The organism is Streptomyces sp. NBC_01431 (genome assembly GCF_036231355.1).
In the GTDB taxonomy this organism is placed as follows: Bacteria; Actinomycetota; Actinomycetes; order Streptomycetales; family Streptomycetaceae; genus Streptomyces.
In genome coordinates this window covers 230,997-255,973 of sequence record NZ_CP109497.1, presented here as the reverse complement: position 1 = coordinate 255,973, position 24,977 = coordinate 230,997, and the positions used below count along the sequence as shown (strand labels likewise).

Here is a 24,977-nt window from a genome sequence, read left to right as displayed (position 1 = left end):
AAAAGGACGGCACAGCCATGCCTGCTTTCGACACCCCTGAACCGATCTCCGTCACCCTCGAATTCGAGGTCGCCTACGTCCGCATCAGCGCGGGCAAGCGCACCGACACGGTCGTGGAGGTGCTGCCGCACAACGGCTCCGACGCCAAGGACGTACGCGCCGTGCAGGAGACCCAGGTCACCTGCACGGGCGGGCGGCTCACGGTCAAGACGCCCAAGAAGCGGTCCCCGTGGGGCAAGCCCGGCGCCATCGAGGTGAGCATCGAACTGCCCGCCGGATCCGATGTCCGGGGCACCACGGGCATGGGCAACTTCATCTGCGAAGGCCGCCTCGGCGAGACCGTGCTCAGGACCGGCCTCGGTGACGTCCAGCTGGACGAGGTGGCGGGCGCCGAACTCAAGACCAGCACCGGTGACATCCGCCTGGCCCGCTCGACCGGGGACATCCAGGTCAGCGGCATGGGCCGGGTCGAGATCGGCACCGTCGCGGCCGCGGCGACCGTCAAGAACGGCAACGGCGCCACCACGATCGGCGAGGTCACCGGCAGCCTGAAGGCCAACGCGGCCAACGGCGAGATCTCCATCGGCATCGCACACAGCGGCGTCGACGCCAAGGCCGCCAACGGCCGGATCGAGATCGGCGTCGCCCACGCCGGTGTCGAGGCCTCCAGTTCCAACGGCGCCATCCGCGTCGGCGACGTCGCCCGCGGCCGGATCGACCTGCGCACCGCCGTCGGCGACCTCGAAGTGGGCGTCCGCGAGGGCACCGCGGCCTGGCTCGACCTGACCCCCAAGTTCGGCACCGTACGCAACTCGCTCGGCTCCGCCGCCGGGCCCCAGGAGTCCGACGAGACCGTCGAGGTGCATGCCCGGAGCTCGGTCGGCGACATCATCATCCGTCGTGCCTGACTCCGCCTTCCCCCAACTCCCCACCGCAGAAAGGGAAGCAGCATGACCACGCCCCACGCATGCGCGCCGGGCGCCGCGAACACGACGGCGCCGGCGATCACCGCCACCGGACTGCGCAAGTCCTACGGCGACAAGCTCGTGCTCGACGGCATCGACCTGAACATCGCCGAAGGCACCGTCTTCGCGCTGCTCGGGCCGAACGGAGCCGGCAAGACCACGACGGTGGAGATCCTTTCCACCCTCATCGACGCCGACGCGGGCGAGGCCTGGGTCGCGGGCAACCATGTCACCCGGGCCGCCGACGCGGTGCGCTCCGCGATCGGCGTCACCGGCCAGTTCTCGGCCGTCGACAATCTGCTGACCGCCGAGGAGAACCTGCTCCTCATGGCGGATCTGCACCACCTGGACCGGCGCGAGGGCAAGCGGCGAACCGGCGAACTGCTGCGCCGCTTCGACCTGCTGGAGGTGGCGGACAAGACCGCCGTCACCTTCTCCGGCGGCATGCGGCGCAAGCTCGACCTGGCGATGACCCTGGTCGGTGATCCGCGGATCATCTTCCTGGACGAGCCGACCACGGGGCTCGACCCGCGCAGCCGCCGCACCATGTGGGAGATCATCCGCGAGCTCGTCGCGGATGACGGCGTCACCATCTTCCTCACCACGCAGTACCTGGACGAGGCCGACCAACTCGCCGATCGCATCGCGGTGTTGGACCACGGCAGGCTGATCGCCGAGGGCACCTCCGACGAACTGAAGCAGCGCATCCCCGGCGGCCACATCCGGGTGCGGTTCGCCGACGCCCAGAGCATGGACACCGCCGCGGACATCTTCGGCGTCGCCACCCGCGACGACGACTCGCTCTCCCTCCAGATCCCCGGCGACGGCTCCATCCCCACCGTGCGGGCGGTCCTGGACGCCCTGGAGTCCACCGGCGTCCGGGCCGAGTCGCTCACCGTGCACACCCCCGACCTCGACGACGTCTTCCTGACGCTCACCGGTCGGCCCCGCCCCTCCGGCACCGTCGCACCGCTCAAGGAGAGCGCCTGATGACCACCCTGTCGTACGCCGCCAAAGACTCCAGGACGATGCTGCGGCGCAACCTCAAGAAGGCCCTGCGCTACCCGTCCCTGACGCTCACCGTCGTCATCATGCCGCTCATGATGCTGCTGTTGTTCAACTACGCCTTCGGCAGCGCCCTGGGCAGCGGCATCGGCGCGGCGGCCACCGGAGGCGGCAGGTACATCGACTACGTCTCGCCCGGCATCATCCTGATGGCCGCCACCTCCGGTGCCCTGACCACCGCGATCAGCGTCTGCATGGACAAGACCGAGGGCATCGTCAACCGCTTCCGTACGATGCCGATCTCCCGGGCCTCGTTCCTGACCGGCCATGTCGTCGGCAGCGTGATCCAGACGATGATCAGCGTCACGCTCGTCATCGGCGTCGCCCTCCTGATGGGCTTCCGCCCCACCGCGACGCCCACCGAGTGGCTCGCCGCCATCGGCCTGCTCGCCCTGCTCACCCTCGCGCTGACCTGGCTCTGCGCGGGTATCGGCCTGGTCGCCAAGAACGTGGAGACCGCCAGCAACATCCCTATGCCCTTGACGTTCCTGCCGTTCATCGGCAGTGCCATCGTGCCGCCCGAGTCCATGCCCACCGGCCTGCGCTGGTTCGCCGAGTACCAACCCTTCACGCCGATCATCGAGACCCTGCGCGGTCTGTGGCTCGGCACTGAATTCGGCTCCAGCGCGGTCATCGGCCTCGCCTGGTGCGTGGCGCTCTGCCTGGTCGGTTACCTGTGGGCCCGGCACACCTTCAAGTCCGGCGCCAAGCGGTAACTGCCGCTCCGCACAAGCCACTTCACCGGTCGGGAACCCACAGCCCCCCACCCGCCACACACCGCTTCACCGGTCCCGGTCGGGAACCCACAGCCCCCCACCCGCCACACACCGCTTCACCGGTCCCGGTCGGGAGTCCGCAGCGCCCCGCACACCGCTTCACCGGTCAGGAGTCCACAGCTCCCTTCACACCACTTCACCGATGACGAGTGGTAACCCGCCCCGCCGCGCTCCTCACGCCACTGCACGCCACTGCACGCCAGCCGCACCTCGCCCCACGGAATACGGGAGGACCCCATGTCGTACGACCCGAAGAGCCACGGCACCACCGCCGACGAGCCGCCCACCCTGCCCACCGACCGGCGCGCCGGCTGCCCCTTCGACCCGCCCGCCGGGCTCACCGCCCTGAGCGACGAGCCGGTGCGCCGCATGCGCTACGCCGACGGACACCTGGGCCATCTGGTCACCGGACACAGCGCCGCCCGCGCGGTCCTGGCCGACCCGCGCTTCAGCTCACGCTACGAACTCCTGCATACGCCGTTACCGATAGAGGGCCTGTCGGGGCAGCTGCCGCCGGCGCCGGTCGGTGACATCACCGGTCTCGACGCCCCCGACCACACCCGCTACCGGCGCCTACTCACGGGCAAGTTCACCGTCCGCCGGATGCGCCAACTGACCGAGCGCGTCGAGCAGTTCACCACGGAGTGTCTGGACGCCATGGAGGCGGCCGGGCCCACGGCCGACCTGGTGGAGGCGTTCGCGCAGCCCGTGCCCACGCTCATGATCTGCGAGCTGCTCGGTGTGCCCTACGAGGGTCGGGAGCGCTTCCAGAGCCAGGTGGCGACCATCTTCGACCAGACGGCGGACGCGGGGGCGAAGGGCGAGGCCTATACGGCGCTGCTCCAGTACCTGAGCGAACTCGTCCTCGCCAAGCGCGCCGAGCCCACCGACGACCTCCTCAGCGATCTGACCACCTCCGACCTCACGGACGAGGAGCTGGCCGGAATCGGCGGGCTGCTGCTCGCCGCCGGACTCGACACCACCGCGAACATGCTCGGCCTCGGCACCTTCGCCCTGCTCAGCAATCCGGACCAGCTGGACGCCCTGCGCGCCGATCCGGGCCTCGCCGGGCAGACCGTGGAGGAGTTGCTGCGCTATCTCAGCGTGGCCGACCCGCTGATGCGGTCGGCGCTCGAAGACGTCGAGGTGGAGGGCCGGCTCATCAGGGCGGGCGAGACGGTGACCGTCTCCGTACAGGCCGCCAACCGCGACCCGCACAAGTTCCCCGACCCCGACCGGCTCGACATCAACCGCAAAGCCACCGGGCACCTGGCCTTCGGACACGGCGCCCACCAGTGCCTGGGCCAGCAGCTCGCCCGCGTCGAGATGACCGTCGCGTTCCCGGCCCTCCTGGCCCGCTTCCCCACCCTGCGTCTCGCGGTGCCGCCGCAGGAGGTGCCGCTGCGCGACCGCGCCAACATCTACGGTGTGATCAGCCTGCCCGTCACCTGGGACAAGGAGTAGCCCATGAGCGACCCACAAGAACCGCTGCGTCTCGGCGTCGACCGTGACCGCTGCGTCGGCGCCGGCATGTGCGCCCTGACGGCCCCCGAGGTCTTCGACCAGGACGACGAGGACGGCCTGGTGGTGCTCCTGCACTCCGCGCCGGGCCCCGAGCACCGGGCCGCCGCGCGGATGGCCGTCGGCCTGTGCCCCGCCGGAGCCATCGCCCTCAACGCCCCGGATTCCACCGGCTCATAGCGACCGCGGCCCTCGCGGACGGGCTCGTAGCCGAACGCGGCACCTCGCGGCCGGGCTCGTAGCAACCGCGGCACTTCCACAACGGACTCATAGCGACCGCTGCACTTCCACAACGGACCCGTAGCGACCGCAGTATTTCTTGGACCAGGAGCCCGCACCGTCGCGCAACGGTGCGGGCTCTCGCGGGTGCGGATCCGTCCGCCACGCCGCCGGGCCGGGGCCCCCGGCGCCCGCTACACGGCTCTGATCGAGGAAGCGCGCGCGACCAGAGTCGGCGCGGGCGCCGCGGTCGGGGCAGGGGTGACCGCGGTGCCCCGCAGCCCCGCGAGCAGCAGCTCCACCGCGTCGGACGCCGCCCGGTCGAGATGCAGATCGACGGCGGTGAGGGGCGGTTGGCACGTGCGGGCCCGCAGCCCGTCGTAGCGGGTGGCGACCATGACGTCGTCCGGGATGGTGCGCCCGCTGTCCTGGATGGCCCGGACCGCGCCCACCGCGAACGCGTCCACCAGCGCGCACACCGCGTCGATCTCGGGATGCGCGGCGAGCAGCGCCGTACAGCGCTCGTACGCCGCCTGCTCGCCCCCCGTCTCGGGCCATGCCTCGACGATGGGTTCCCAGCCCTGTTCCGCCGCCATCCGCTCGTAGGCGACACGGGCGTCGACCGACGAATGCCGCGACCCCGAGCCCACGACGAGCGCCGGATGTCCGGCCCCCTGCGCCCGCAGATGGCTGAGCAGCACGGTCGCGACCTCCTCGCCCCACAGGTCCACGTACGGCGCGTCGTCGTCGGCCGCGACCGGCCGGCCGAGGGCGACGTACGGCAGCCCGCGCCCGCGCAGTTGCGTGACCGCCGCGTCGTCGGTGTCGGGCTCGACCACGATGGCCCCGTCGACGTCCAGGGAGTAGAGCGCGGACCCGGACTGTACGGGCGGCACGAGCACCAGGGCGTAGTCGTGGACGAGCGCGCTCTCGGCGGCGGCGGCCGCCACCTCCATGTAGAACCCGAGCCGCGACGGTCCCCCGGCCACCGCGAACGGCATGGACGACACCAGCGCGATGGCCTTCGCCTGCCCGGTACGCAGCCGCTGCGCACGCAAGTTGGGCCGGTACCCCAGCTCAAGCGCGATCTGCTTGATCCGCTCCCGGGTCCGGGGATCCACCTTGCCCAGACCGTTGAGCGCGTGCGAGACCGTCGTGCGCGACACCCCCGCGACGCGCGCCACATCGGCGATCGTCGGAGGCTTGGAACCGGAAGCGGGCATCTGCGCAAACACTCCTCTGCTGGAACGGCCAACGCGGCGCCGCCCCATCTTCGCCGACGCCGAAGAACCACGGGCAGGCGGTGCCCGCGCGGCGAGCCGGGACGCGGAGGATCCGTCGAGCACCGAACCCGTCTTTGAACGCGTTCAAATTCTCTGTCACCATACGTACTGCCCCCGCCAGGGCGCTGAACGAAAGGACCACGGCGATGACGAGCTCGCTGCTCATGCCGCGACGCCGTGCCCGTGCGGGGACGGCTGGCCAGGAGACCCCGGGGAGCACCGACCCGACGCGGATCCTCAACTGGCGGCATCCGCACGTCACCTCGCTGCTCCACCGGATCGCCGGGACGCCGGAGCCGTCGGCCCCCGCCGACCCGATGGCGACCCTGCGGCAGGCCCACCGGTTGATCGCCTCGACCGTGCGGCCGGTGTACTCCGTACGGGACGAGCGGCCCGTGTCTGAGGTGCTGCGCCGCGGTCGTGGCTCGTGCAGCCAGCGGTTGGCCGTGCTGGAGTCCGTCGCGCGGGCATCCGGCGTGGCCACGCGGGTGCGTGGCCTGCTGGTGGACGGCAGGTTCTGGTATCCGCGTTTCCCCCAGCTGCACCGGATCGTGCCGGATCAGGTTCTGCTCGCCTGGCCGGAGTTCCGCGTCGAGGGCTTGTCTCCGTCCGGCCGGCCCGCCGCTCCCTGGCTGGCCGTCTCCGAACTCTTCGGTGGGCTCGATGAGTTGAGCCGGGGCAACGGTGGCGGCTTCACCAACGCCGGTGCGGAGACGCTCTTCGAGGCGTTGTCCAGGACCGCGATCGACTGGGACGGCACGACGGTGTGCCCGGCCGCGGAGCCCGCGTGCGATCTCTCGGCCTACGTCCTTGCCGACCTGGGCCACTTCGACTCGCGCGACGAGCTCTTCGCCCGGCACGGCCAAACCCTCTGCCCCATGGCGCGGCTGCTGGCGGAGCCCGTCCTTGGGCGTCACTCGGCGGGCGCATAGCCGGCCGGGCGCGAAATCCTTCGCCGGAGTCCACCGCCTGCTGCTGATCTCCACCGCGGCCGCCCTCGGCGGCGGCGCCGTCGCCCTCCTCGACGGCCCGCCCATCCGACGACTGCGCCGCATCGCGCCCTGACCGGGCGAGGGTCGGCCACCGGGGGGAGCGGGCGCGCGGAGGGTGTGTGTCGGCGGCGGCTGGGCACACCTAAACCGCATGACCAACTACGTCGTGACGATCCCAGGCACCCTCCTCGCCGAGCGCACCGAGGAGACTACCGAGGCCCTCGTACGGGCCCTGCGTCCCGCCGACCCACGGGCGACCCACCTCGGCCGGGCGGAGGAGCTGGACATGCTCACCTTCTACAGCGGGACTCCGGCCTTCAGCGTGCGCCTCGAAGTGGAGGCGGACGACACCGCGGCGGCCGAGCAGGAGGCCCGCCGGAAGGTGGCCGCCGCGCTGCGGACGGCGGGTTACGCCGCGCACGAGGCGCCGCTCGGCGACGCGGTGATCACGGGGATCGACACCGAATAGCGCCTGGGGCGACGGCCGGTCCGGCTCCTACCGGATCGGCTTCCGTACGGCCCTCAGGATGGCCGGCAGACGCGGCCGCCCCGCCTTCTGGGCGTCGTCCCCGGCGGCCCCGGCAGCCCCGGCGTTCCCAGCGGCCCCGGCGGCCCCGGCGGCCCCGGCGGGTTTGGCATCCCCGGCGTTCCCGACGGGCCGCTCCGGGGCCGTCTCCGTGTCGGTCGGCTCCACCGGCGCGGCGCGCCGCTGCCACCAGTGATGGCGCCGGGGGTACAGGGCGCGTCCGAGCCTGCGGCCGAGGAGGAGGTAACCGGCAAAGGAACCAAGGGAGTTGAGGATGACGTCGTCGATGTCGAAGGCGCGGCCGGTGACCAGCAGACCCTGGGCCGTCTCGACCGTCAGCATCACGAAGGCGGTCATGAGGACGACGCGAAGGAGTCCGCGCGTCCGGGGAAACAGCACCGGCAGGAGCACACCGAACGGCATCCCGAGCAGGATGTTGCCGCCGACCTGCTTCACCGTGTCGCGCCAGTCGGGCTGTGCGAAGTAGGCGCGGATGGAGTCACCCGGGTGGAGGTTGGTGTGCGTCAGGGGAACCGACGCGGGTGAGGGAACCAGGGTGACCCTGGCCAGCGCCACCGCGAAGGCCACCATGCAGACGAAGCCGACCACCAGCACGGCCGTGCGGGCCAGGACTGCTTTCCAGGTACGCCGTTGAAGCCGCGGTTCGGAACCCATACCGTTCCGGCTACCCCGCACTCAACTGCCCACGCATCCGCGCCCATTGACAGAAGCCCAGCCGGAGCGGGGGCCGGAACCTCGCCGCCGCCGCTGAACCGGGGGCCGAAACCTCGCCGCCGCCTCCCTCGCCCGGCACGGCGGCCGCACACCTCGCCCACGCCTCCCCGGCTGAACCGGGGCCGGGACCTCGTCGCCGCCTCCCCCGCTGAACCGGGGCCGCATACTCGCCGCCTCCCTCCGGCGGGTCCTGCCCCGTCACCGCCGCAAGACACAGCCCGCCCGCGTAGCGGGGGCGGCGGGCGCACATTTGACGTTCCGTCGCGCTCTCTCGCGGGCGCGGCGCCGGGCGCTCAGGCTGGCTCTTTGCCGTGAAACGCCGGAGCGTAGGAGATGCCGACGATCAAGCCGTCCTCCGTGAGAACTCTGGTCACCGTCTGCCCCCACGGTTCTGTGCGGGCCGCGTGCAACAGCTCGAAACCCGCGCGCTGAAGCTCGCCGCCCGCCGCCGCGACAGCTTCCGCGTCCTCCACCTCGAACTCGATCGAGGCCTGGGGGACCAACCGGTCGGCGGGCCACTCCGGTGTGCCGAAGCATGCCTCTGCCGCCTGCGAGAGCGGCCACACTCCGAAGTGCTTGCTGCCGGGGATGTTTCCGCTGGAGTAGTAGCCGTCGCCTTCGCCCTCCAGCGTGAGGCCGAGGGCATCAATGAACAGCTTGCGGCTTTGCGGTGGGTCAGCGGTGACAACCGCCACGCTCGCGACGAAGAGAACGTTCACCCGGCACAGGCTACGGGCCGCGGTCGGTCCCGCATGGGATTGGCACCGGACACTTCAATCCGTCCTTTGAAACGGGGCACAGGGGGCAGAAACCGCGCCGCCCCCGCCGCCACACCAGGGCCGGGACCCCGCAACCTCCGCCGCCGACACGGCGGCCGCACACCTCACCCACGCCTCCCCCGCCCGCCCACCGATCCCGCGCCGTCACAGATATTGACCCGCCCCCGCCGGGGTTCTACCGTTCCCTCGAATCGTTCACGTCCACACTCGCTGTTCAAGTACGTAAACCCCCACGCGGACAAGCCCGGAGAGCACCCATGCGCATACGCACGCTGTTCATCCCTCTGGCCGTCGCCACCGCCGCCACCGGCATCACCTTCGCGGCTCCCGCCTCGTCGGCCGCCCCGTCCGTTGCGCGCCCCGCCGCGCGGACCATGCAACAGACCGCGCCCGGCGGGCACTTCGACCTGTCCGTGTGGGAGCTCCAGGAGCCCATCGGCTCCCCCGGCTCGCCGACCACCATCCCCTCCGCGCGACTCCAGGGAGCCAACGGGTTCCAGGACGCGTACTTCTACACCGACAGCCACGACGGGGCGATGGCGTTCTGGGCACCCGAGAAGGGCGTCACCACGCCGAACTCCCATTACGCCCGCTCCGAGCTGCGCGAGATGAACCGCGACGGCAGCCCCGCGAACTGGCCGCTGCGCGGCACCCACCGCCTCGACGCGACGCTGCGCGTGGTGTCGGTGACGTCCAACGTCTGCGTCGGGCAGATCCACCTCGGTACGGGCGGCTCCTCGACCAAACCGCTGGTGGAGCTGTACTACCGCGCCAACGGCGACATCGTCCTCGGCACGGAGAACTCACCCTCGGGCGGCCAGACCAGCCACCCCGTGGGCCATGTGCCGGTCGGCAAGACGTGGAGCTACACGATCGGCGTATCGGACGGACACACACTCGACGTGACGGTCAACGCGAGCACCACCCACTACTCCATCCCGTCGTCCTTCGACGCCTACCAGCAGTACTTCAAGGCCGGCTCGTACAACCAGTCGTCCTCCGACAGCACCACGAAGGGCGCCCGCGTCGCGTTCTACCGGCTCAGCGTCGCCCACGGCTGAGCCACCGCATGGGCGCCAGGCACGCGCTGGACGAGCTGAGGGCCACGGCGCGGGCGCACCGTGAGCGATTGGGGACGGCCATGACCGGCTGACGGCCCCGGGCGTCGTTCACGGCCGTGCACCTCTCACTGACCAGTGCTTGACTGTTTTGAGGTCATATAGGCGGGTACGCACGCCACTCCGCGCCCAGTCAGTCCATGGAGGCTGTTCATGCCAGATGTCACCGGTCCGTACACGCCCGGCACCCCGTGCTGGGGCGACCTGATGGTTCCCGATCAGCAGGCGGCTCTCGACTTCTACCGGGATCTGTTCGGCTGGCAGGGAGAGGTCGGACCGCCCGAAACCGGCGGCTACGCGCTCTGTTCGCTGCGCGGCCAACCGGTCGCCGGGATCATGGCCGCGATGAATCCGGACGGCAGCAAGCCCGACCCGATGCCGCCGGCCGTGTGGACCACCTACCTCGCCACCGACGACCTCGCCGCCACGGAGAAGAAGAGCGCGAGCAACGGCGGCCAGGCGATGGTGCCCGGCATGGACGTGATGTCGCTCGGCCGGATGGCCGTCGCGAGCGACCCCACGGGCGCGGTCTTCGGCCTCTGGCAGGCCAAGGACTTCCGTGGCGCGGGCGTCGTCAACGAACCCGGCGCGATCATCTGGAACGAGCTCAACACCAGCGACACGGACGCCGCCGCTTCGTTCTACTCCAAGGCGCTGGGCATCACCGCCGCCCCCATGGAGGGCGGGGAGGGCTACTTCGCGATGAACGTGGCCGACCGTACCGTCGGAGGCATGCAGGCCCTCTCCAACATCGAGAACCTGCCCCCTCAGACGCCCTCGCACTGGCTGACGTACTTCGCCGTCGACGACACCGACAGCGCGGTCGACACGGTGGTCCGCGGCGGCGGCACCGTCCTCAAGCCGCCGTTCGACATGATGGCGGGCCGGATGGCCGTCGTGCAGGACCCGCAGGGCGCGGTCTTCGCGGTCATCAACGCGAAGGGGCCCGAGCCCGCCTGACCGGCGCCGTACCGGTGGCAGGGCCGTCGGCCCTGCCACCGACAACGGTGAGCCCGCTGACGCGCCTGGTGCGGCCCGAACGCCCCCGCGCGTTGGCCGGTTTGGCACGGGTGACGAAGGCGCGGAGTTCCCTAGGCTCGGTGAGCAGGACGTAAGTCCCACCAGCAGGCTTACGTCCCACCAGCAGCCCGGGAGGTTGACGTGTTGTACGCATTCGGTTTCGAGCGGGTCGGCGTCGTGGTGAGCGATCTCTACTTCGTGGACCCGGATCCACTTCCCGGACAGGACACCCCCGAGCGCGGAGTGCGCCTGGAGCTGCGGATCTTCGAACGCGGCGAGTTGACCGGTTCCGTCTACTCCGCACGGCCCATCACGATCGGCCGCCCGTTGTGGCGGGTGGACCTCCTCCAGGACGCGAACGCCGCCCCGAACACCTTCGACCGGACACACCACCACCCGGCTTTCGACGGCTGGAACCCGAGCCCGAGGGTCTTCGTGGACGAGCTGTCCAGGGATCCACTGACCTGGCTGACCAACCAACTCACCGACGTCTCAAGCCTGTTGAAGGAGACGAGCATCTCCCCGGACGAGATCCCGGCGGCGGACGCGCACGGACTGCGCACGGCGGCGCCCGAGATCGCGGACACCGTCCGCCGGCTCCTTGACCGGGTGTGGTCGGGAGAGCTCGGCCGCCCGACGGACGACGCGGCCCCGGGCTCGGTCACCGGCATGCGGGTCAGCTGGCTCTGAGGGCTCGGGGCCCCGCTGTTCGCGGACCAACACCAGCGAATGGTCCCCGCCGTTGATGACTCCCGGATCCCGGCGCATGCTTTCCGCGATCCCGGGCAAGCGCAGTTCAGTCCCCGCCGGACTCCCCCACCCGGCGGGGGCTTCGCATGTCCGGGCATGGTTGTGCGGTTCGGGGGCAGGCGCACCGTACGGGTGAGTGCCTGAATGCGGAGGTGGCTTCGATGTCGGTGCTGGGACGTTTCCCCGCTGGTGGCCCGCGCGGGTCGTGGCCCGCCGAGGAGCTGGCGGCTCAGCTCAGGAGCCGCGGCCACGCGGCCGCCGTGGTGATGGACCTCGAAAGCGACAGCTTCCTGGTGGTCGAACGGCGCGAGGAGGCCGCGTAACCACGGGTCGCGGCCGATGCGACTCGGCTGAGTCAGTGGCCAGGGCGGCGTGTGCTCCCCCGCGCCACGGCGCCCGGCCCCGCCGGCTCGGCCCCGGCCGACCCGGCCCACCGCACCCCCGCTCAAGATTCACCGTGTACGCCCTCCACGTGTCCAGAGGGATACCGGTCGCGGACCCTGCCGGGAATGGTCCGTCTGTCCGATGAGCCGGAGCGTGCGCCGGGTCGCTCCGGAAGCTCGTGGGTCATGCGGGGTTCGATGGTCGTGCGCCCACCTCCCGGCCACGTTCGCGCAGTTAAGGGCAGGGTTCGGTGCGTTCGGGCGGGCTTGGGGCGGGTAACGCGTGGGGCCCCTGGTGCGCAGGGTTCTGGGCTGCGCCGCGCGGGCGGGCGGGCGGCCGATATGGCCAGAAAGAAAGTTCTCGCTCCCGCCGCGGCCGTGCTTGGCTGACACGTCGGTAGTTCCACGCACCGTACATCTCACGGCGAGGAGTGACCCAGATGGCCGAAGTCACCAAGATGAACAACCCGACACCCACCGCGTCTTCGCGGCCCTGCGGGTTCGTGTCGACCGACAAGGGCAATGCACCGACGATCACCCCGCTTCCCAAGGCGGAGTCGGTTCCGGACGCCGCGAAGGCGGAAGAAACGAGCGCGCGGGCCTGAGGCCGTCGCCGCTCCTCTTCCGGGACCTGTCGTCACGGGGTCGGTCTGAGCACGACATCCTCTCCCGGCGGCGGTGGGTCCCGGTTTTCCCGTACCACGACGGGCCCCTCTCCTGCCCTTCTCCTTGAGGCTTCCCGCCGCACACCGTGAAACTCCCAGGAGGAAGCACGCCGATGTCCACCCCGGTTTATCAGTCCTCCCGCTATGTCCGGACCCTGCGCTCAGCGAACGACCGCGACTTCTCGCGCTTCGGCGGCCGCCTGGAGAACTTCGACGACGGCGATCGCACCATTGCCTTCCACTCACTGTTCGGCAACGCCCGGCTGGTGGACCGCGACACCATCGACCTCCTGCGCACCGCGGCCGAGGGGCTGCCCCTGGACAAGCTGTGGGAGCGCGCCGACAAGGAGACCGTGGAGAGCCTGATCGAGGCCAAGTACCTGGTGGCGGCGGGCTACGACGAGGCGGCCGAGATCGACGCGCTGCTGTCCACCCGCGGCGAGGCGCTCAGCACCGGCGTCTTCCACTCCTCGATCCAGCTGGTCCTGACCAACGCGTGCAACTTCAGCTGTCAGGGCTGTTTCGCGTACAACTTCGACGGCGGCGTCGAGGAACGCAACCACTCCGGCGAGTCGGTCAAGCCCGGTCCCGTCCTGGTCGAGCTGCGCGCGACGCGCGGCGACACCGGCCCGACCCTGGCCAAGGGCGACTGGAACGAGGGCAGCGACGGCGGCCGCAACCCCTCGATGCACATGTCTCCCGAGGTCGCCGAGAAGACGCTCCGGGAGGCCGTCGCGCTGCGCAAGGCCAATGGCGGCGGCGAACTCACCGTGTCGTTCTTCGGCGGCGAGCCGACCCTGGCGCGCGGCACCATCCTGCACATCCTGCGCACCTTCGGCGGGTCCTACGACGGCGTCAGCCTCTCGTACGACATGACCAGCAACGGTTCGCGGATCGACGCCGAACTGCTCGCGGCGCTCGCCGAGCACCAGGTCTCCACCACCGTCTCCATCGACTACCTCGTCCCCGAGACCGGCGAGTTCCGCGGTGGCCAGCAGCAGCGCACCGCCTGGCCCGTGGTCCGCAAGGCGATCCTCGACATGAAGGCGGCCGGGGTCCCGGTCAGCATCACGACCGTCCTTTCGCAGTACACCTGGGACAAGTGGGGCACCCCGCTGATCGACTTCGTCGCCGAGGCGGGCCTGGACTCCCTCGACGTCATCGTCTCCTTCCAGGCGAACGAGTTCTTCCAGCAGCACAGCCCACACGACGTCGCGCAGCGGCTGCTCTCGGCCGTCGACTACGGGCGCGAGCGCGGGGTGCAGCTGAGCGGCTACTGGTACCAGACGTTCCAGATGATCGCGGACGAGCAGAAGTGGGCCGCCCAGGCGGACTACAAGACCTGCCCGGCGGTCGGCCGGCAGCTGTCCATCGAGCCCAACGGCAGCGTCTTCGCCTGCAAGGCGACCGCGCGCAAACTCGGCTCGATCGACGACTGGCGCGGCATCTTCAACTCCCCCGGCTACCGCGACTACGGGATGCGGGCCTACACCAACGGGCCGGGCTGCCAGGGCTGCGAGCTCCAGGGCACCTGCTCGGGCGGCTCGGCCGGAGCACTGGAGGAGGAGAACGGGTCGATCCAGGTCATGTCGCCCGGGTACTGCGCCTACATGCGCGAAACCGTGCAGGGACTGCTCGAACGGCACCACGCCCAGGTCGTCTCCGCCGTTTGAGAGGGAGCTGCACTTCATGCCGACGATCGGTCTGAACTTCGGACACGACGGTGGCGCCGCCCTGGCCGAGCCCGGGGGCGTCCATGTCATCGAGGCCGAACGCCAGGTGGGACTGCGCCACGTGTGCGGCGGCAACAAGACGTTCGCGAGCGAGGTCGGCGGGTGGATCGGCACGCTGTTCGATCGGGCCGGCGGCCCGGTCACCGGCATCGCCGTGTCCGACTGGTACACCCCGGCCTGCGAGATCCTGCCCGGCCCGCTCACCGAACTGGTCGGGCAGGACATCACCTGGAGCAGGCCGGGCGACGCCCTGGCGTCCTCGGTCCTGCGCCCGTTGAAGCCGGTGGAGTGGGCGCTCGGCGACGCCACCCGCTCGGTGCCGCTCACCGCGGTGCGCCACCACTACGCGCACGCCGCCCTCGCCTACTACACCTCCGGCGAGTCCAAGGCGCTCACCCTGGCCCTGGACGGAACCGGCAACTACGCCGAGTGCGGCATGGTCTGCCTGGGCGACGGCGACGACCTGGTCCCGGTCAGGTCGTTCGACAACCGCAACGGCCCGCGCTTCGGCCTGCTCTACGAGGCGCTGGCCCGGCGCGTGCACGGCGGCCAGTTCGACACCGGCAAACTGCTCGGTCTGGCCGCCACCGGCGAGGTCGACGCGGATCTGTTGCCGGTGGTGCGGGCCATGATGATCGGGGAGCGGTCCCGGCGCTCGGACGAGCTGTTCGCGCCGCTCGGCGACACCGCGCCCGTCGGCAGCGCGCTGCGCTACGAGGACAGCTGGTTCGAGTACGACGAGAGCTCCGGCGGCTATCTCGACGGGCTGCTCGCCGACGCGACCGACGACGACGTGGTGCACTCCTACGGGGAGATCTTCCCCGACGAGATCCGCGCCGCCTCCGGCCGCCGCTTCGTGATCGGCAAGAGCCCCGAGGACGCGGTCTGCCGCGATCTGGCCGCGACCGTGCAGGCGGCCGTGGAGCAGGACCTGCTGCACCTGGTCACGGCGCTGCACGCGCGGTATCCCGAGTACCGGGTGCTGTGTTACGCGGGCGGCTGCGCGCTGAACATCCTCGCCAACTCCCGTCTCGCCCAAGCCGAGTTGTTCGACCGCATCCACATCCCGACCTGCTGTGACGACTCGGGCATCGCGCTGGGGGCCGCGCTGGCGCTCGCGAACGCGCAGGACCGGCCCCGCCGCACGAAGGACGCCGAGCCCGCCTACGCCGGGCCCGCCCTCATCACCACGACCTCCGACACCCGCCACCGCCGTGAAGTCCTGACGAGCGAGGGCGAGTTCATCGAGCGGATCGCCGATCTGCTGGCCTCGCGCCACTGCGTGGCCTGGCTGGAGGGCGGTATGGAGACCGGCCCGCGCGCCCTTGGCCACCGCTCACTGCTCGTCTCCCCGCACTGGCCCGGCGCGCGCAAACACGTTTCCCAGGCCATCAAGCACCGCGAGTGGTTCCGCCCGGTGTCGCCGCTGTGCCCGGTCGAGGTGGCCGGCCAGTACTTCAGCGGCCCGCTCGACCAGACCGACCGGATGCTGTTCGCCGTACGGGTGCGGCCCGAGCGGGCCGAAGACCTCACCGAGGTCCGGCACATCGACGGCACCGCGCGCCTTCAGACCGTGACCTCGACCGAACACCCGCTGCTGCACCGGCTGTGCCTGGCCCTGAAGACCCGTACCGGACTGCCCGTCCTCATCAACACCAGCGCCAACGCGGGCGGGCGCCCGATCCTCAACAGCCTCGACGAGGCGCTGGCCCTGCTCGACAGCACCCCACTGGACGCCGTCGTACTCGCCGGTGAACGCACCGTCATCCATTCCTGACCCTCCCGGCGCACGCGCCGCCGACATCCCACCGCACCAACCGGAACGAGGAGCTCGATGGAAGCCACCCAGCTCAGGGACGTCCGCAAACGGCTGCCCCTGCGCACCCTGTCGCCGCAGGACTGGGAGCAGTGGATCACCCTCGGCTATGTCATCGTGCGCCAGGCGGTCCCCGCCGACAACGTGGAACGCCTGACCGAGGCGCTGTTCGCCTTCGAGGACATGGATCCGGACGACCAGGCCACCTGGTACAAGAGCGACGCGCCCAGCCAGCGGCTGCCCGGACACAGCGGCCTGGTGGAGATCTACAACCACCAGGCGATGTGGGACAACCGCCAGACGCCGCGCCTGTACGACGCGTTCGTGGACGTGTGGGACACCACGGACCTGTGGGTGGTCATCGACTTCGCCAACGTCAACCCGCCCAACCGCGGCACCCGCGAGTTCGAGGGCTTCGTCCACTGGGACGTCGACACCTCGCGGCGCCCGCTGCCCATCAGCTGCCAGGGCGTGCTGTCGCTGAGCGCGGGCGACGAGGAGATCGGCGGGTTCCAGTGCGTGCCCGGCATCTTCGAGAAGCTCGACGGCTGGCTCGCCCAGCAGCCCGCCGACCGCGACCCGATGACCCCCGACCTCACGGGCCACGAGATCGTCACCCCGCGGGTGGACCCCGGCGACCTCATCATCTTCAACAGCCTGCTGCCGCACGGTGTACGGCCCAACCGCTCGCCGGACCGGGTGCGCATGGCCCAGTACATCTCCATGTCCCCGGCGCTGGAGCACGACACGGCCCTGCGCGAGACGCGGATCGCGTTCTGGCGGGACCGGATCCCGCCGCACGAGCACGAGCACCACGGTCAACCCCGCAAGCGGGAACGGGAGTTGTACGGGCGCGCCGAGCTGACCCCGCTCGGTGAACGGCTCCTGGGCCTGCGCAGCTGGTCCGCCTGAATGAGCCACCGCGTACGAGTGCCCGCACCACAGCAGAGTGAGGTTCTTTGACCACGGCAGATCCCCGGGCCCTGCGCGGCGCGCCCCGGCTCGGGCGCCCGTTCCGGTGGCTCTGGTCGTCCTCGGTGGCCTCCAACGCCGGGGACGGCATCACCCGTACCCTGCTGCCCCTGCTCGTGGTCGCCGGCCATCCCCAGCCCCTGGTGGTGGCCGGGCTCACCGCGGTCAACATGCTTCCGTGGCTGTTGTTCGCGCTGCCCGCGGGCGTGCTCGTGGACCGCCACGACCGGCGCCGTCTGCTGGTCCTCAGCAATGTGGTGCGGGCCGCGGCGCTGCTGGGGGCGATCGCCGCGTTCGCCGCCGGGGGCTCGGTGCCGCTCCTGTACGGGCTGGCGTTCGTGCTGGGCGTCGCCGAGACGCTCGCCGAGACCGCGGGCCCCGCGATGCTGCCCGCGATCGTCGCCCCGCAGCAACTGGAGCGCGCCAACGGGCAGTTGTTCGCCCCGCAGGTCATCCTGAACGAGATGGCGGGCCCGCCGCTCGCCGGGCTCCTGGTCGGGATCGGCGCGACCCTGGCGCTGGCCACCGGCGGCGCCCTGTACGCGGTCGCCGCCGTGCTGCTCACCGGCCTGGCCAAAGCCGTACCGGCGCCGCGGGAGACCGCTCGGGCCGGCTCCTCGATGTGGCGGGAGATCCGGGCGGGCGTCGGCTTCGTGCTCGGCCGCGCGGCGCTCGCCCGCACCCTCGCGGCCAGCGCGCTGTACGGCCTCGTGTACTCGGCGACCTTCTCCATGCTGGTGCTCCTGGCGTACGGGTCGCTGCGCCTGCACGCCGTCGGTTACGGCCTGCTGCTCACCGTCGGCTCGATCGGCTCGGTCTTCGGTACGTGGCTGGCCGGCCGGCTTGCCGAGAAGGTGCCCACCATCCCGCTCGCCCTGGCCTCGCTCGTACTGTCGGGCACCGCGTACATCGCGATGGGGCTGGCCGGGAACGTGGTGGCGGTGGGCGCTGCCCTGCTGTGCAACGGCGTGTTCATGATGAGCTGGAACATCCCGGTCCTGTCCCTGCGCCAGCGGTTCGCGCCGGCCGAACTCCAGGGCCGCGTGATGAGCGTGTCGCGGCTGTGTTCCTGGGGAACCATGCCGCTCGGCGCGGCGCTTGGCGGTCTGCTCGCCCGTTTCTCCTCCGTCGCCACGGTCTTCGTGACGTTCGGAGCCGCCCTGATCGTGGGCGCCCTCGTTCTGCTCGCCCCGCTGCGCAAGGTCGTCCTGACTCAGGGCGCGGTGGACGGTACGGGCTCGCACCACCGGCACACAGATGACGAAAGAGGAGACAATGACAGCCACTCCGTATGACGCCGTGATCGTCGGCGGCGGCCCCGCGGGTCTGAACGCCGCTCTGTACCTGGGCCGCTCGCGCCGCCGGACCGTGCTGATCGACTCGGGCGACGCACGGAACATGGCGGCCGGGGTCATGCACAACGTTCCCACCAACGACGGTGTGAGCATCGCGGACTTCCGGGAGCGGGCCCGCGCGGAGATCGCCGGATACGGGGTGGAGCTGGTCGACGGCGAGGTGACTTCGGTGTCGCCCGACGGCGACCAGGTGGTCACGGTGACCCGCTCCGGCACCGAGCTGCGCAGCCGCACGGTGCTGTACGCGGCCGGAGTGCGCTCGATCCTGCCCGACCTGCCCGGCATCGCCGACCTGTGGGGCAAGAGCGTCTTCGAGTGCCCTTACTGCCACGCCTACGAGGTGCGCGACGGGGCGTTCGGCGTGTACGGCGGAGGGGTGCCCAGCGAGTGTCTGGCCGCCACCCTCACGGTGTGGGCGTCCTCCCTCACCTATCTGTCCGACCAGCGCGAGCTGCCCGAGGACGAGCAGGCCCGGCTGGCCGCCGCCGGGGTGCCCACCGTGGCGGACAAGGTGCTGGGCCTCGCGGGGGGGCCCGACGGGGTCAGCGTCAAACTGGACGACGGCCGCTCCCTCGAATTCGCCGCCCTGTTCACCCACTTGGAGACCGAGCCGCGCATCCAGCCGCTGCGCCCGTGGCTCCAGGCGGCCGACCTCACCGAGGTGCAGACCGACGAACGCGGCCGCACCTCGCTGCCGCGCCTGTACGTCGCCGGTGACCTGGGCAAGAACATGCAGCAGGCGGCCATGGCCGCGGCCAGCGGCGCACTGGCCGCGATGGCCATCAACGCCGACCTCATCCGCGAGGACCGCCCCGGCGCCCTGTACGACCTGTAACCCCCACCCCTCACGAGCCGAGCAGGAGGGCAGCCCACCGTGAAGTCCCCACGGGCCGAACTGACGCCCCAGATGGAGCACTACACGTTCGTCCTGGAGGACCAGCCGTACATCGGCTTCTTCCAGTACGGCAACGAGAGCACCCCGGTCTACCGCACCGACCCGTGCGGCTTCCGGATCTCGCACACCACGGACGGCCGGACGGCCTCCGTGGCGGGCGAGCGCCCGCCGGGCCCGGTGCGGCTGCTCGCCGGCAGCTCCGCCGTCTTCGGCGTCGGCGCCACCGGCGACCACGCCACCGTCCCCTCCCGCCTCGGCACCCGCTACGCCCCCGGACGGCCGTGGCTGAACTTCTCGGGCCAGAGCCTGAACTCCGTACAGGAACTGATGCTCACCGCCCTCTTCCAGCACCTCCTGGACGAGGTCGAGGAGATCGTCGTGCTGTCGGGTGTCAACAACCTGGTCCTCAGCAGGCTCCCGGAGTCCCAGCAGGGCCGCCACGGCGCCTTCTTCGAATGCGGCCCGGCACCGGAGAACGTGCCCACCCCCGACCAACGCATCGCCCACGCCAGTGAGTTGACGATCCGTCACCTCAAGGGCTGGCAGCGTTTCGCGACGGCGTTCGGCGCCCGACTCACCTACGTACTGCAACCCCTAGCCCCCTGGGTCCGGGACGAGCCCGCCCCGCAGGAGAAGGCGCTCTTCGACGAACTGGACGATGTCTCCAACTGGCGGCGGCTGCACAACGACATCGCCTCAATGGAGGTGGGCCGCCGCTACGCGCAGGCGCTGCGCGAGGGCTGCGCGAGCACCGGGGCCGGCTTCCTCGACCTCAACCCCGCGCTCGGCGAGGCGGCCGCCGCCGACGACTGGCTGTTCGTGGATCGGGTCCACTGTGTGGACGCGGGCTACGACGCCGTGGCCCGCGTCCTGGCCGAGCACCTCGACCTGTCGTAGGAGGACTCACCCATGAGGACGGACTCACCATGACGCGGCTGCGGAGGATTCTGGACCGACTTATGCGCCGCAAACCGAAGCTGAAGCCCCAGCCCAAGGACGACGCCTCCATCTACCCGATGTTCTGAACCGCGCGCCGCCCGCATCCGATGAGGGGAGGAGGAACGTGACGGAGCTGGTCCTTGGCGTGTCCGCGTTCTACCACGACAGTGCCGCCGCCCTGGTCGCCGACGGCGTGCCCGTCGCGGCGGCCCAGGAGGAGCGGTTCAGCCGGCGCCGCCACGACCCGTCCTTTCCCCGGCACGCGGTCGAGTACTGCCTGGAGGCGGGCGGCATCACCCTCGACGACCTGTCGGCGGTGGCGTACTACGAGGACCCGGCGCTCAAGTTCCGCCGGGTCATGGCCACGTTCGCCGAATCCGCCCCGCACGCCCTGCCCGCCTTCCGGGACTCGTTTCCCGGCTGGCTGCGCTGGAAGCGCAGGGCCACCGACGCGGTACGCGACGAACTCGCCCGGGGCGGCGGTACGGTGCCCCCGATCGTGGCCCTGCGCCACCACGCCTCGCACGCCGCTTCCGCGTTCTTCCCCAGCCCGTTCCGCACGGCCGCGGTGCTGTGCATCGACGGCGTCGGGGAGTGGGCGACGACCACGCTCTGGCACGGCCGGGGCACCGAGCTGCGGCAACTGGCCGAACTGCGCTTCCCGCACTCGCTGGGCCTGCTGTACTCGGCGTTCACCTACTTCTGCGGTTTCAAGGTGGACTCCGGCGAGTACAAACTGATGGGCCTGGCGCCGTACGGGAAGCCGCGGTTCGCCGCGCTCATCCGCGAGCGGCTGATCGACGTCAAACCGGACGGCACCTTCCGGCTCGACGTCCGCCGTTTCGAGTTTCTGCGCGGCCGCGTCATGACCGGTCGCGCCTTCGAGGAGCTGTTCGGCGGCCCCCGCCGGGAGCCCGAAGGGCCCCTGACGGAGAGGGAGTTCGACCTCGCGGCCTCGGTACAGCAGGTCACCGAGGAGGTGGTGGTACGCCTCGCCAGGACCGCCCGCGCGCTGACCGGCGAGTCCCGTCTGTGCATGGCGGGCGGGGTGGCCCTCAACTGCGTCGCCAACGGAAAGGTGGTCGAGCAGGCGGGCCTCGACGAGCTGTGGGTGCAGCCGGCGGCGGGCGACGCGGGCGGCGCGCTGGGCGCGGCACTGGCGGTGACGCACGGGCGGGGCGCGGCCCGCGCCCACCTGACGGCCGACGGCCTGGACGCGATGTCCAGTGGCGGCGTACGGGAGCCGAAGCACTCCGGCACGCACCATCGGCCGAGTATTCTGACGTACCGTCAAGATGCCATGTCCGGCGCCTTGTTGGGCCCGGAGTACTCCGACGAACAGATCGGCGCCCGCCTCGACCGGCTCCAAGCGCCCTACACCCGCCTGGACCCGGACGCGCTGGTTCGGGAGGTGGCCGCCGCGCTGGCCGACGGCAAGATCGTGGGGTGGTTCCAGGGCCGCATGGAGTTCGGGCCGCGTGCGCTCGGCTCGCGCTCGATTCTCGCCGACCCGCGCGACCCGGGGATGCAGTCGGCACTCAATCTGCGGACCAAGTTCCGTGAGTCCTTCCGCCCGTTCGCGCCCGCCGTCCTGGCCGAGGACGCCAAGGACTACTTCGAACTGCGGCAGGACAGCCCGTACATGCTGCTCGTGAGCCGGGTGTCCGCGGCGCAGCGGCTGGATCACGAGGTGCCGGCCGGCACCGCCGGGCTCGACCTGTTGCGGGTTCCCCGCTCCACCATCCCCGCCGTCACCCACATCGACGGCACCGCCCGCGTCCAGACGGTGGGCCCCGCCCACCCCCGCCTGCGCCGCCTGCTGCTGGCCTTCAAGGAGCGGACGAACTGTCCGGTGCTGATCAACACGTCGTTCAACGTCCGCGGGGAGCCGATCGTGAACAGCCCGGAAGACGCGTACACGTGCTTCATGCGGACCAACATCGACGCGCTCGCCATCGGGGGGTTCCTCCTGCGCAAGGAGGCACAACCGGTGTGGGAGGAGGAAGCGGACTGGCGGGCGAGGATTCCGGTGGACTGAGGGTCCGACCGGGTCATGTGCCGCGGCCCCGCGCCTGGACCGAGGGTCCGCCCGGGTTCGCGCCGCCCACCCCTTCACGCGCCGACGACCCTGCTGTCCGATCCCGAGGAGGTGCACGACCGTGCGCCGGATTCTGCTTGCCGCCGTCTACTACCTGGCCGTCACACCGTGGGGCCGGTTGCGGCGCATGGTCGCGGACCCGCTGGAGCGGCGGCCGCGCCCGGAGGCGACGACGTACTGGCACTTCGTCGACGGCGCCCAGCCCTAGGCTCCAGATCGACCGGCCCCGTCTGCTACCAGGGTGCTACCTTGTCATCATGAGCAGCGCGAAGAAGCAGACCCAGGTTCGGCTTGAGCCCACGGTGCTCGCCGCGGGCAAGGACGCCGCGGCCGCCCGCGGGCTGGACTTCAACAAGTACGTGGAGATCCTCATCACCGAGGACACCACCGGAGCCCGCGCGGCCGGGATGGCGGCCGCCCAGCGGCTGATCGACACCCACGGGGACTTCCTCGACGGCCTGGAGGCGGACCTGGACGCGCGGCACACCCCCACCGCCTCCTCCCGGGGCGCCGCTGCGTGAGCATGTCCCTGCACGTCGACCTGTCCTGGATCCTGGAAGTCGCCGAACGCGCGGGGCACCGCGACCCCGCGCCGGACGACCTGGGTGTTCCCATCGCCGCCGTCGCACGCCACCGCGCCGAACTCCTCGAACAGCCCGTCTACGGCGGCCCCTTCGCGCGGGCCGCCGCTCTGGTCCACACCCTCGCGCTGCGCTGGCTGGAGCGCTCCAACCTCACCGTCGCGTGCGCGGTGGCCGTGATGTACCTCAACGCGAGCGGCATCCCCGTCGACCCCACCCGCGAACAGCTCACCGAACTGGCCGGCGACCTGTACGACCCGCGCTGCACCGCGGCACGCATCGCCGCTCGGCTGCGCACCTGGCAACCGTGAAGCGCGCGAAGGTGTGCGCGGGACGGTAGCCCGCGGTGCGGGCCCGGCACGGTCTCGCGGGATCCGCAACCCGAGCACCGCCATGCGCGGACGACCGGGCAGGCCTAGCGTGGAAAAGGTTTGATGTCCTCGTCCGGACGTCATCGTCCGGACCTCCTCGTCCGGCAGGAGGCCTGCCCATGAGGTATTCACGGATTCACTGGCGCAAGGCGTGCGTGGGCCTGACGGCCACCGCAGTGCTCGCCGTACCGGCGTCAACGGCGAATGCGTACGGCCTCCTCTCGACCCAGAGCCCGTCCCCCTCCGCGTCGGCCTCCAGCGACACCGGCTTCGCGAACCTCACCCCGGCCGTCGCCGCCCGCCTGGACACCGCCATCAAGCAGGTCATGCGCGAGGCGAACGTGCCCGGCGTGGCGGTCAGCGTGTCGGCACCCGGCAAGGGGAGTTACGTCAAGGCCTTCGGCGTGGCCGACAAGTCCACCGGCGCGCCCATGAAGCCGGACCTGTACGTGCGGATCGGCAGCGAGACCAAGACCTTCACGGTGACCGCCCTGCTCCAACTGGTCGACCAGGGCAAGCTGGCCATCGACGACCCGATCTCGAAGTACGTCAAGGGCGTCCCCAACGGGGACAAGATCCGGCTGCGCGACCTGGCGGACATGCGCAGCGGACTGTTCAACTACTCCGAGGACCCGGGCTTCGTGAAGGCGTTCCTCACCAATCCGAAGAAGCCGATGACGCCCCAGCAGTTGCTGGACTACTCGTTCAAGCACCCGGTGGCGTTCCAGCCCGGCACCCGGTTCGTGTACTGCAACACCAACCTGATCCTGCTCGGTCTGGTCGTGGAGAAGGTGGGCGGCATGCCGCTGCACGACATCATCACGCAGAAGGTCCTGAAACCGGCCGGGCTGAACCACACCGTCTTCCCGACCGGCGCCGAGTTCCCGAACCCGCACGCCCAGGGCTACACCAACCAGACCCTCTCCGGGAAGGTCGAGAACAGCACGGACTGGAATCCCTCCTGGGCCTGGGCGGCCGGCGCGATGATCTCCAACCTGCCGGACCTGAAGAGCTGGGCCCATACGCTCGCCACTGGCACTCTGCTGTCCGCCAAGACGCAGGCCGCGCGCCTCAGGTTCCTCCCGACGCCGATCCCGGGCGCCGGGTACGGCCTGGGCATCCTCAACGTCCAGGGCTGGATCGGCCACAACGGCTCACTGCCCGGCTACGAGACGCTGACGGTGTACCTCCCCGAGGCGAAGGCCACGATGGTCGTGGTCCTCAACACGGACATCCTGCACAACAACATCGAGCCCAGCACGCTCTTCGGGCAGGCGATCACGCGCATCGTGTCCCCCGGGCACGTGTTCGGGCTCCCCACCCCGGAGCCACACCCGTCGGCCCCGTCGCCCTCATCGACCCCGTCGGTGCAGCCGAGCTCCGGATGACGGCGCGTCACCAGCCTTGCTGAGCGGGCCCC

26 protein-coding genes and 1 pseudogene are annotated in these 24,977 nt (G+C 70.9%); 24 read left to right on the top strand and 3 right to left on the bottom strand.

What is annotated here, in order from left to right; genetic code table 11:
- Positions 1–17: 17 nt before the first annotated feature.
- The 5 genes from OG522_RS38590 to OG522_RS38570 all read left to right on the top strand — a co-directional run bounded on the left by OG522_RS38590 (position 18) and on the right by OG522_RS38570 (position 4,507).
- Positions 18–908, top strand: a complete 891-nt coding sequence (locus OG522_RS38590) for a DUF4097 family beta strand repeat-containing protein (protein ID WP_329468114.1) — start codon at positions 18–20, stop codon at positions 906–908.
- A 42-nt stretch (positions 909–950) separates the two neighbouring features.
- The gene (locus OG522_RS38585) at positions 951–1,955 is read left to right on the top strand and encodes an ATP-binding cassette domain-containing protein (RefSeq protein WP_329468113.1); all 1,005 of its coding nucleotides are present in this window, start codon (positions 951–953) and stop codon (positions 1,953–1,955) included.
- Positions 1,955–2,746: an ABC transporter permease gene (locus OG522_RS38580; protein ID WP_329468112.1), complete on the top strand. Its 792-nt coding sequence runs from the start codon at positions 1,955–1,957 to the stop codon at positions 2,744–2,746. Before OG522_RS38585 ends, OG522_RS38580 begins: the two co-directional genes overlap by 1 nt.
- Before the next feature lie 297 nt (positions 2,747–3,043).
- On the top strand, positions 3,044–4,270 hold the full coding sequence (locus tag OG522_RS38575; RefSeq protein WP_329468111.1) for a cytochrome P450: 1,227 nt from the start codon (positions 3,044–3,046) through the stop codon (positions 4,268–4,270).
- Between the two features lie 3 nt (positions 4,271–4,273).
- A complete protein-coding gene (locus OG522_RS38570) occupies positions 4,274–4,507 on the top strand; it encodes a ferredoxin (RefSeq protein ID WP_329468110.1) in 234 nt (77 codons plus the stop codon).
- 233 nt (positions 4,508–4,740) lie between these two features.
- Here OG522_RS38570 and OG522_RS38565 read toward each other — a convergent pair whose 3' ends face one another.
- Positions 4,741–5,769 carry a LacI family DNA-binding transcriptional regulator gene (locus OG522_RS38565; RefSeq protein WP_329468109.1) on the bottom strand — a complete coding sequence of 343 codons (1,029 nt, stop codon included), beginning with the start codon at positions 5,767–5,769 and terminating at the stop codon, positions 4,741–4,743.
- 206 nt (positions 5,770–5,975) lie between these two features.
- Here OG522_RS38565 and OG522_RS38560 point away from each other — a divergent pair, with 206 nt between their 5' ends.
- The 3 genes from OG522_RS38560 to OG522_RS38550 all read left to right on the top strand — a co-directional run bounded on the left by OG522_RS38560 (position 5,976) and on the right by OG522_RS38550 (position 7,290).
- Entirely contained in the window at positions 5,976–6,761 is a 786-nt protein-coding gene (locus OG522_RS38560) for a transglutaminase domain-containing protein (RefSeq protein WP_329468108.1), read from the top strand.
- A complete protein-coding gene (locus OG522_RS38555; protein ID WP_329468107.1) occupies positions 6,736–6,894 on the top strand; it encodes a hypothetical protein in 159 nt (52 codons plus the stop codon). The genes OG522_RS38560 and OG522_RS38555 overlap by 26 nt, the downstream gene beginning before the upstream one ends.
- 78 nt (positions 6,895–6,972) lie before the next feature.
- Entirely contained in the window at positions 6,973–7,290 is a 318-nt protein-coding gene (locus OG522_RS38550; protein ID WP_329468106.1) for a hypothetical protein, read from the top strand.
- A gap of 258 nt (positions 7,291–7,548) precedes the next feature.
- Here OG522_RS38550 and OG522_RS38545 read toward each other — a convergent pair.
- Positions 7,549–8,022, bottom strand: a pseudogene (locus tag OG522_RS38545) (VanZ family protein); the annotation flags it as partial.
- Positions 8,023–8,375: 353 nt separating this feature from the next.
- Positions 8,376–8,801: a VOC family protein gene (locus OG522_RS38540; RefSeq protein ID WP_329468105.1), complete on the bottom strand. Its 426-nt coding sequence runs from the start codon at positions 8,799–8,801 to the stop codon at positions 8,376–8,378.
- A 317-nt stretch (positions 8,802–9,118) separates the two neighbouring features.
- Here OG522_RS38540 and OG522_RS38535 point away from each other — a divergent pair, with 317 nt between their 5' ends.
- From OG522_RS38535 to OG522_RS38460, 16 genes are all read left to right on the top strand, one after another.
- Positions 9,119–9,922, top strand: coding sequence for a polysaccharide lyase family 7 protein (locus OG522_RS38535; protein ID WP_329468104.1), 804 nt, complete (start codon positions 9,119–9,121; stop codon positions 9,920–9,922).
- A 210-nt stretch (positions 9,923–10,132) separates the two neighbouring features.
- Entirely contained in the window at positions 10,133–10,939 is an 807-nt protein-coding gene (locus OG522_RS38530) for a VOC family protein (RefSeq protein ID WP_329468103.1), read from the top strand.
- A 201-nt stretch (positions 10,940–11,140) separates the two neighbouring features.
- Positions 11,141–11,689 carry a hypothetical protein gene (locus tag OG522_RS38525; protein WP_329468102.1) on the top strand — a complete coding sequence of 183 codons (549 nt, stop codon included), beginning with the start codon at positions 11,141–11,143 and terminating at the stop codon, positions 11,687–11,689.
- Between the two features lie 221 nt (positions 11,690–11,910).
- A complete protein-coding gene (locus OG522_RS38520) occupies positions 11,911–12,072 on the top strand; it encodes a hypothetical protein (RefSeq protein ID WP_329468101.1) in 162 nt (53 codons plus the stop codon).
- Positions 12,073–12,572: 500 nt separating this feature from the next.
- Positions 12,573–12,737 (top strand): hypothetical protein, encoded by a 165-nt coding sequence (locus tag OG522_RS38515; RefSeq protein WP_329468100.1) that lies wholly within the window; start codon positions 12,573–12,575, stop codon positions 12,735–12,737.
- 173 nt (positions 12,738–12,910) lie between these two features.
- Positions 12,911–14,470, top strand: a complete 1,560-nt coding sequence (locus OG522_RS38510; protein ID WP_329468099.1) for a radical SAM/SPASM domain-containing protein — start codon at positions 12,911–12,913, stop codon at positions 14,468–14,470.
- Between the two features lie 16 nt (positions 14,471–14,486).
- On the top strand, positions 14,487–16,307 hold the full coding sequence (locus OG522_RS38505) for a carbamoyltransferase C-terminal domain-containing protein (protein WP_329468098.1): 1,821 nt from the start codon (positions 14,487–14,489) through the stop codon (positions 16,305–16,307).
- A gap of 57 nt (positions 16,308–16,364) precedes the next feature.
- Complete coding sequence (locus tag OG522_RS38500) at positions 16,365–17,258, top strand: phytanoyl-CoA dioxygenase family protein (protein WP_329468097.1); 894 nt, start codon at positions 16,365–16,367, stop codon at positions 17,256–17,258.
- A gap of 47 nt (positions 17,259–17,305) precedes the next feature.
- The gene (locus tag OG522_RS38495) at positions 17,306–18,613 is read left to right on the top strand and encodes an MFS transporter (RefSeq protein WP_329468096.1); all 1,308 of its coding nucleotides are present in this window, start codon (positions 17,306–17,308) and stop codon (positions 18,611–18,613) included.
- The gene (locus OG522_RS38490; RefSeq protein WP_329468095.1) at positions 18,594–19,508 is read left to right on the top strand and encodes an NAD(P)/FAD-dependent oxidoreductase; all 915 of its coding nucleotides are present in this window, start codon (positions 18,594–18,596) and stop codon (positions 19,506–19,508) included. Before OG522_RS38495 ends, OG522_RS38490 begins: the two co-directional genes overlap by 20 nt.
- 39 nt (positions 19,509–19,547) lie before the next feature.
- The gene (locus OG522_RS38485; RefSeq protein ID WP_329468094.1) at positions 19,548–20,465 is read left to right on the top strand and encodes an SGNH/GDSL hydrolase family protein; all 918 of its coding nucleotides are present in this window, start codon (positions 19,548–19,550) and stop codon (positions 20,463–20,465) included.
- Positions 20,466–20,631: 166 nt separating this feature from the next.
- Positions 20,632–22,545, top strand: a complete 1,914-nt coding sequence (locus tag OG522_RS38480) for a carbamoyltransferase family protein (RefSeq protein ID WP_329468093.1) — start codon at positions 20,632–20,634, stop codon at positions 22,543–22,545.
- Positions 22,546–22,666: 121 nt separating this feature from the next.
- The gene (locus tag OG522_RS38475; protein ID WP_329468092.1) at positions 22,667–22,813 is read left to right on the top strand and encodes a hypothetical protein; all 147 of its coding nucleotides are present in this window, start codon (positions 22,667–22,669) and stop codon (positions 22,811–22,813) included.
- A 49-nt stretch (positions 22,814–22,862) separates the two neighbouring features.
- The gene (locus OG522_RS38470; RefSeq protein WP_329468091.1) at positions 22,863–23,126 is read left to right on the top strand and encodes a hypothetical protein; all 264 of its coding nucleotides are present in this window, start codon (positions 22,863–22,865) and stop codon (positions 23,124–23,126) included.
- A 2-nt stretch (positions 23,127–23,128) separates the two neighbouring features.
- On the top strand, positions 23,129–23,497 hold the full coding sequence (locus OG522_RS38465) for a fic family toxin-antitoxin system, toxin component (protein ID WP_329468621.1): 369 nt from the start codon (positions 23,129–23,131) through the stop codon (positions 23,495–23,497).
- A 179-nt stretch (positions 23,498–23,676) separates the two neighbouring features.
- The gene (locus OG522_RS38460) at positions 23,677–24,945 is read left to right on the top strand and encodes a serine hydrolase domain-containing protein (RefSeq protein ID WP_329468090.1); all 1,269 of its coding nucleotides are present in this window, start codon (positions 23,677–23,679) and stop codon (positions 24,943–24,945) included.
- Positions 24,946–24,977 lie beyond the last annotated feature (32 nt).

Coding starts and splice junctions, on each gene's coding strand:
- OG522_RS38460 (WP_329468090.1), top strand. CDS start 23,677: ATGAGGTATTCACGGATTCACTGGCGCAAGGCGTGCGTGGGCCTGACG.
- OG522_RS38590 (WP_329468114.1), top strand. CDS start 18: ATGCCTGCTTTCGACACCCCTGAACCGATCTCCGTCACCCTCGAATTC.
- OG522_RS38570 (WP_329468110.1), top strand. CDS start 4,274: ATGAGCGACCCACAAGAACCGCTGCGTCTCGGCGTCGACCGTGACCGC.
- OG522_RS38520 (WP_329468101.1), top strand. CDS start 11,911: ATGTCGGTGCTGGGACGTTTCCCCGCTGGTGGCCCGCGCGGGTCGTGG.
- OG522_RS38465 (WP_329468621.1), top strand. CDS start 23,129: ATGTCCCTGCACGTCGACCTGTCCTGGATCCTGGAAGTCGCCGAACGC.
- OG522_RS38550 (WP_329468106.1), top strand. CDS start 6,973: ATGACCAACTACGTCGTGACGATCCCAGGCACCCTCCTCGCCGAGCGC.
- OG522_RS38575 (WP_329468111.1), top strand. CDS start 3,044: ATGTCGTACGACCCGAAGAGCCACGGCACCACCGCCGACGAGCCGCCC.
- OG522_RS38560 (WP_329468108.1), top strand. CDS start 5,976: ATGACGAGCTCGCTGCTCATGCCGCGACGCCGTGCCCGTGCGGGGACG.
- OG522_RS38565 (WP_329468109.1), bottom strand. CDS start 5,769: ATGCCCGCTTCCGGTTCCAAGCCTCCGACGATCGCCGATGTGGCGCGC.
- OG522_RS38530 (WP_329468103.1), top strand. CDS start 10,133: ATGCCAGATGTCACCGGTCCGTACACGCCCGGCACCCCGTGCTGGGGC.
- OG522_RS38490 (WP_329468095.1), top strand. CDS start 18,594: ATGACAGCCACTCCGTATGACGCCGTGATCGTCGGCGGCGGCCCCGCG.
- OG522_RS38580 (WP_329468112.1), top strand. CDS start 1,955: ATGACCACCCTGTCGTACGCCGCCAAAGACTCCAGGACGATGCTGCGG.
- OG522_RS38515 (WP_329468100.1), top strand. CDS start 12,573: ATGGCCGAAGTCACCAAGATGAACAACCCGACACCCACCGCGTCTTCG.
- OG522_RS38535 (WP_329468104.1), top strand. CDS start 9,119: ATGCGCATACGCACGCTGTTCATCCCTCTGGCCGTCGCCACCGCCGCC.
- OG522_RS38500 (WP_329468097.1), top strand. CDS start 16,365: ATGGAAGCCACCCAGCTCAGGGACGTCCGCAAACGGCTGCCCCTGCGC.
- OG522_RS38510 (WP_329468099.1), top strand. CDS start 12,911: ATGTCCACCCCGGTTTATCAGTCCTCCCGCTATGTCCGGACCCTGCGC.
- OG522_RS38585 (WP_329468113.1), top strand. CDS start 951: ATGACCACGCCCCACGCATGCGCGCCGGGCGCCGCGAACACGACGGCG.
- OG522_RS38505 (WP_329468098.1), top strand. CDS start 14,487: ATGCCGACGATCGGTCTGAACTTCGGACACGACGGTGGCGCCGCCCTG.
- OG522_RS38470 (WP_329468091.1), top strand. CDS start 22,863: ATGAGCAGCGCGAAGAAGCAGACCCAGGTTCGGCTTGAGCCCACGGTG.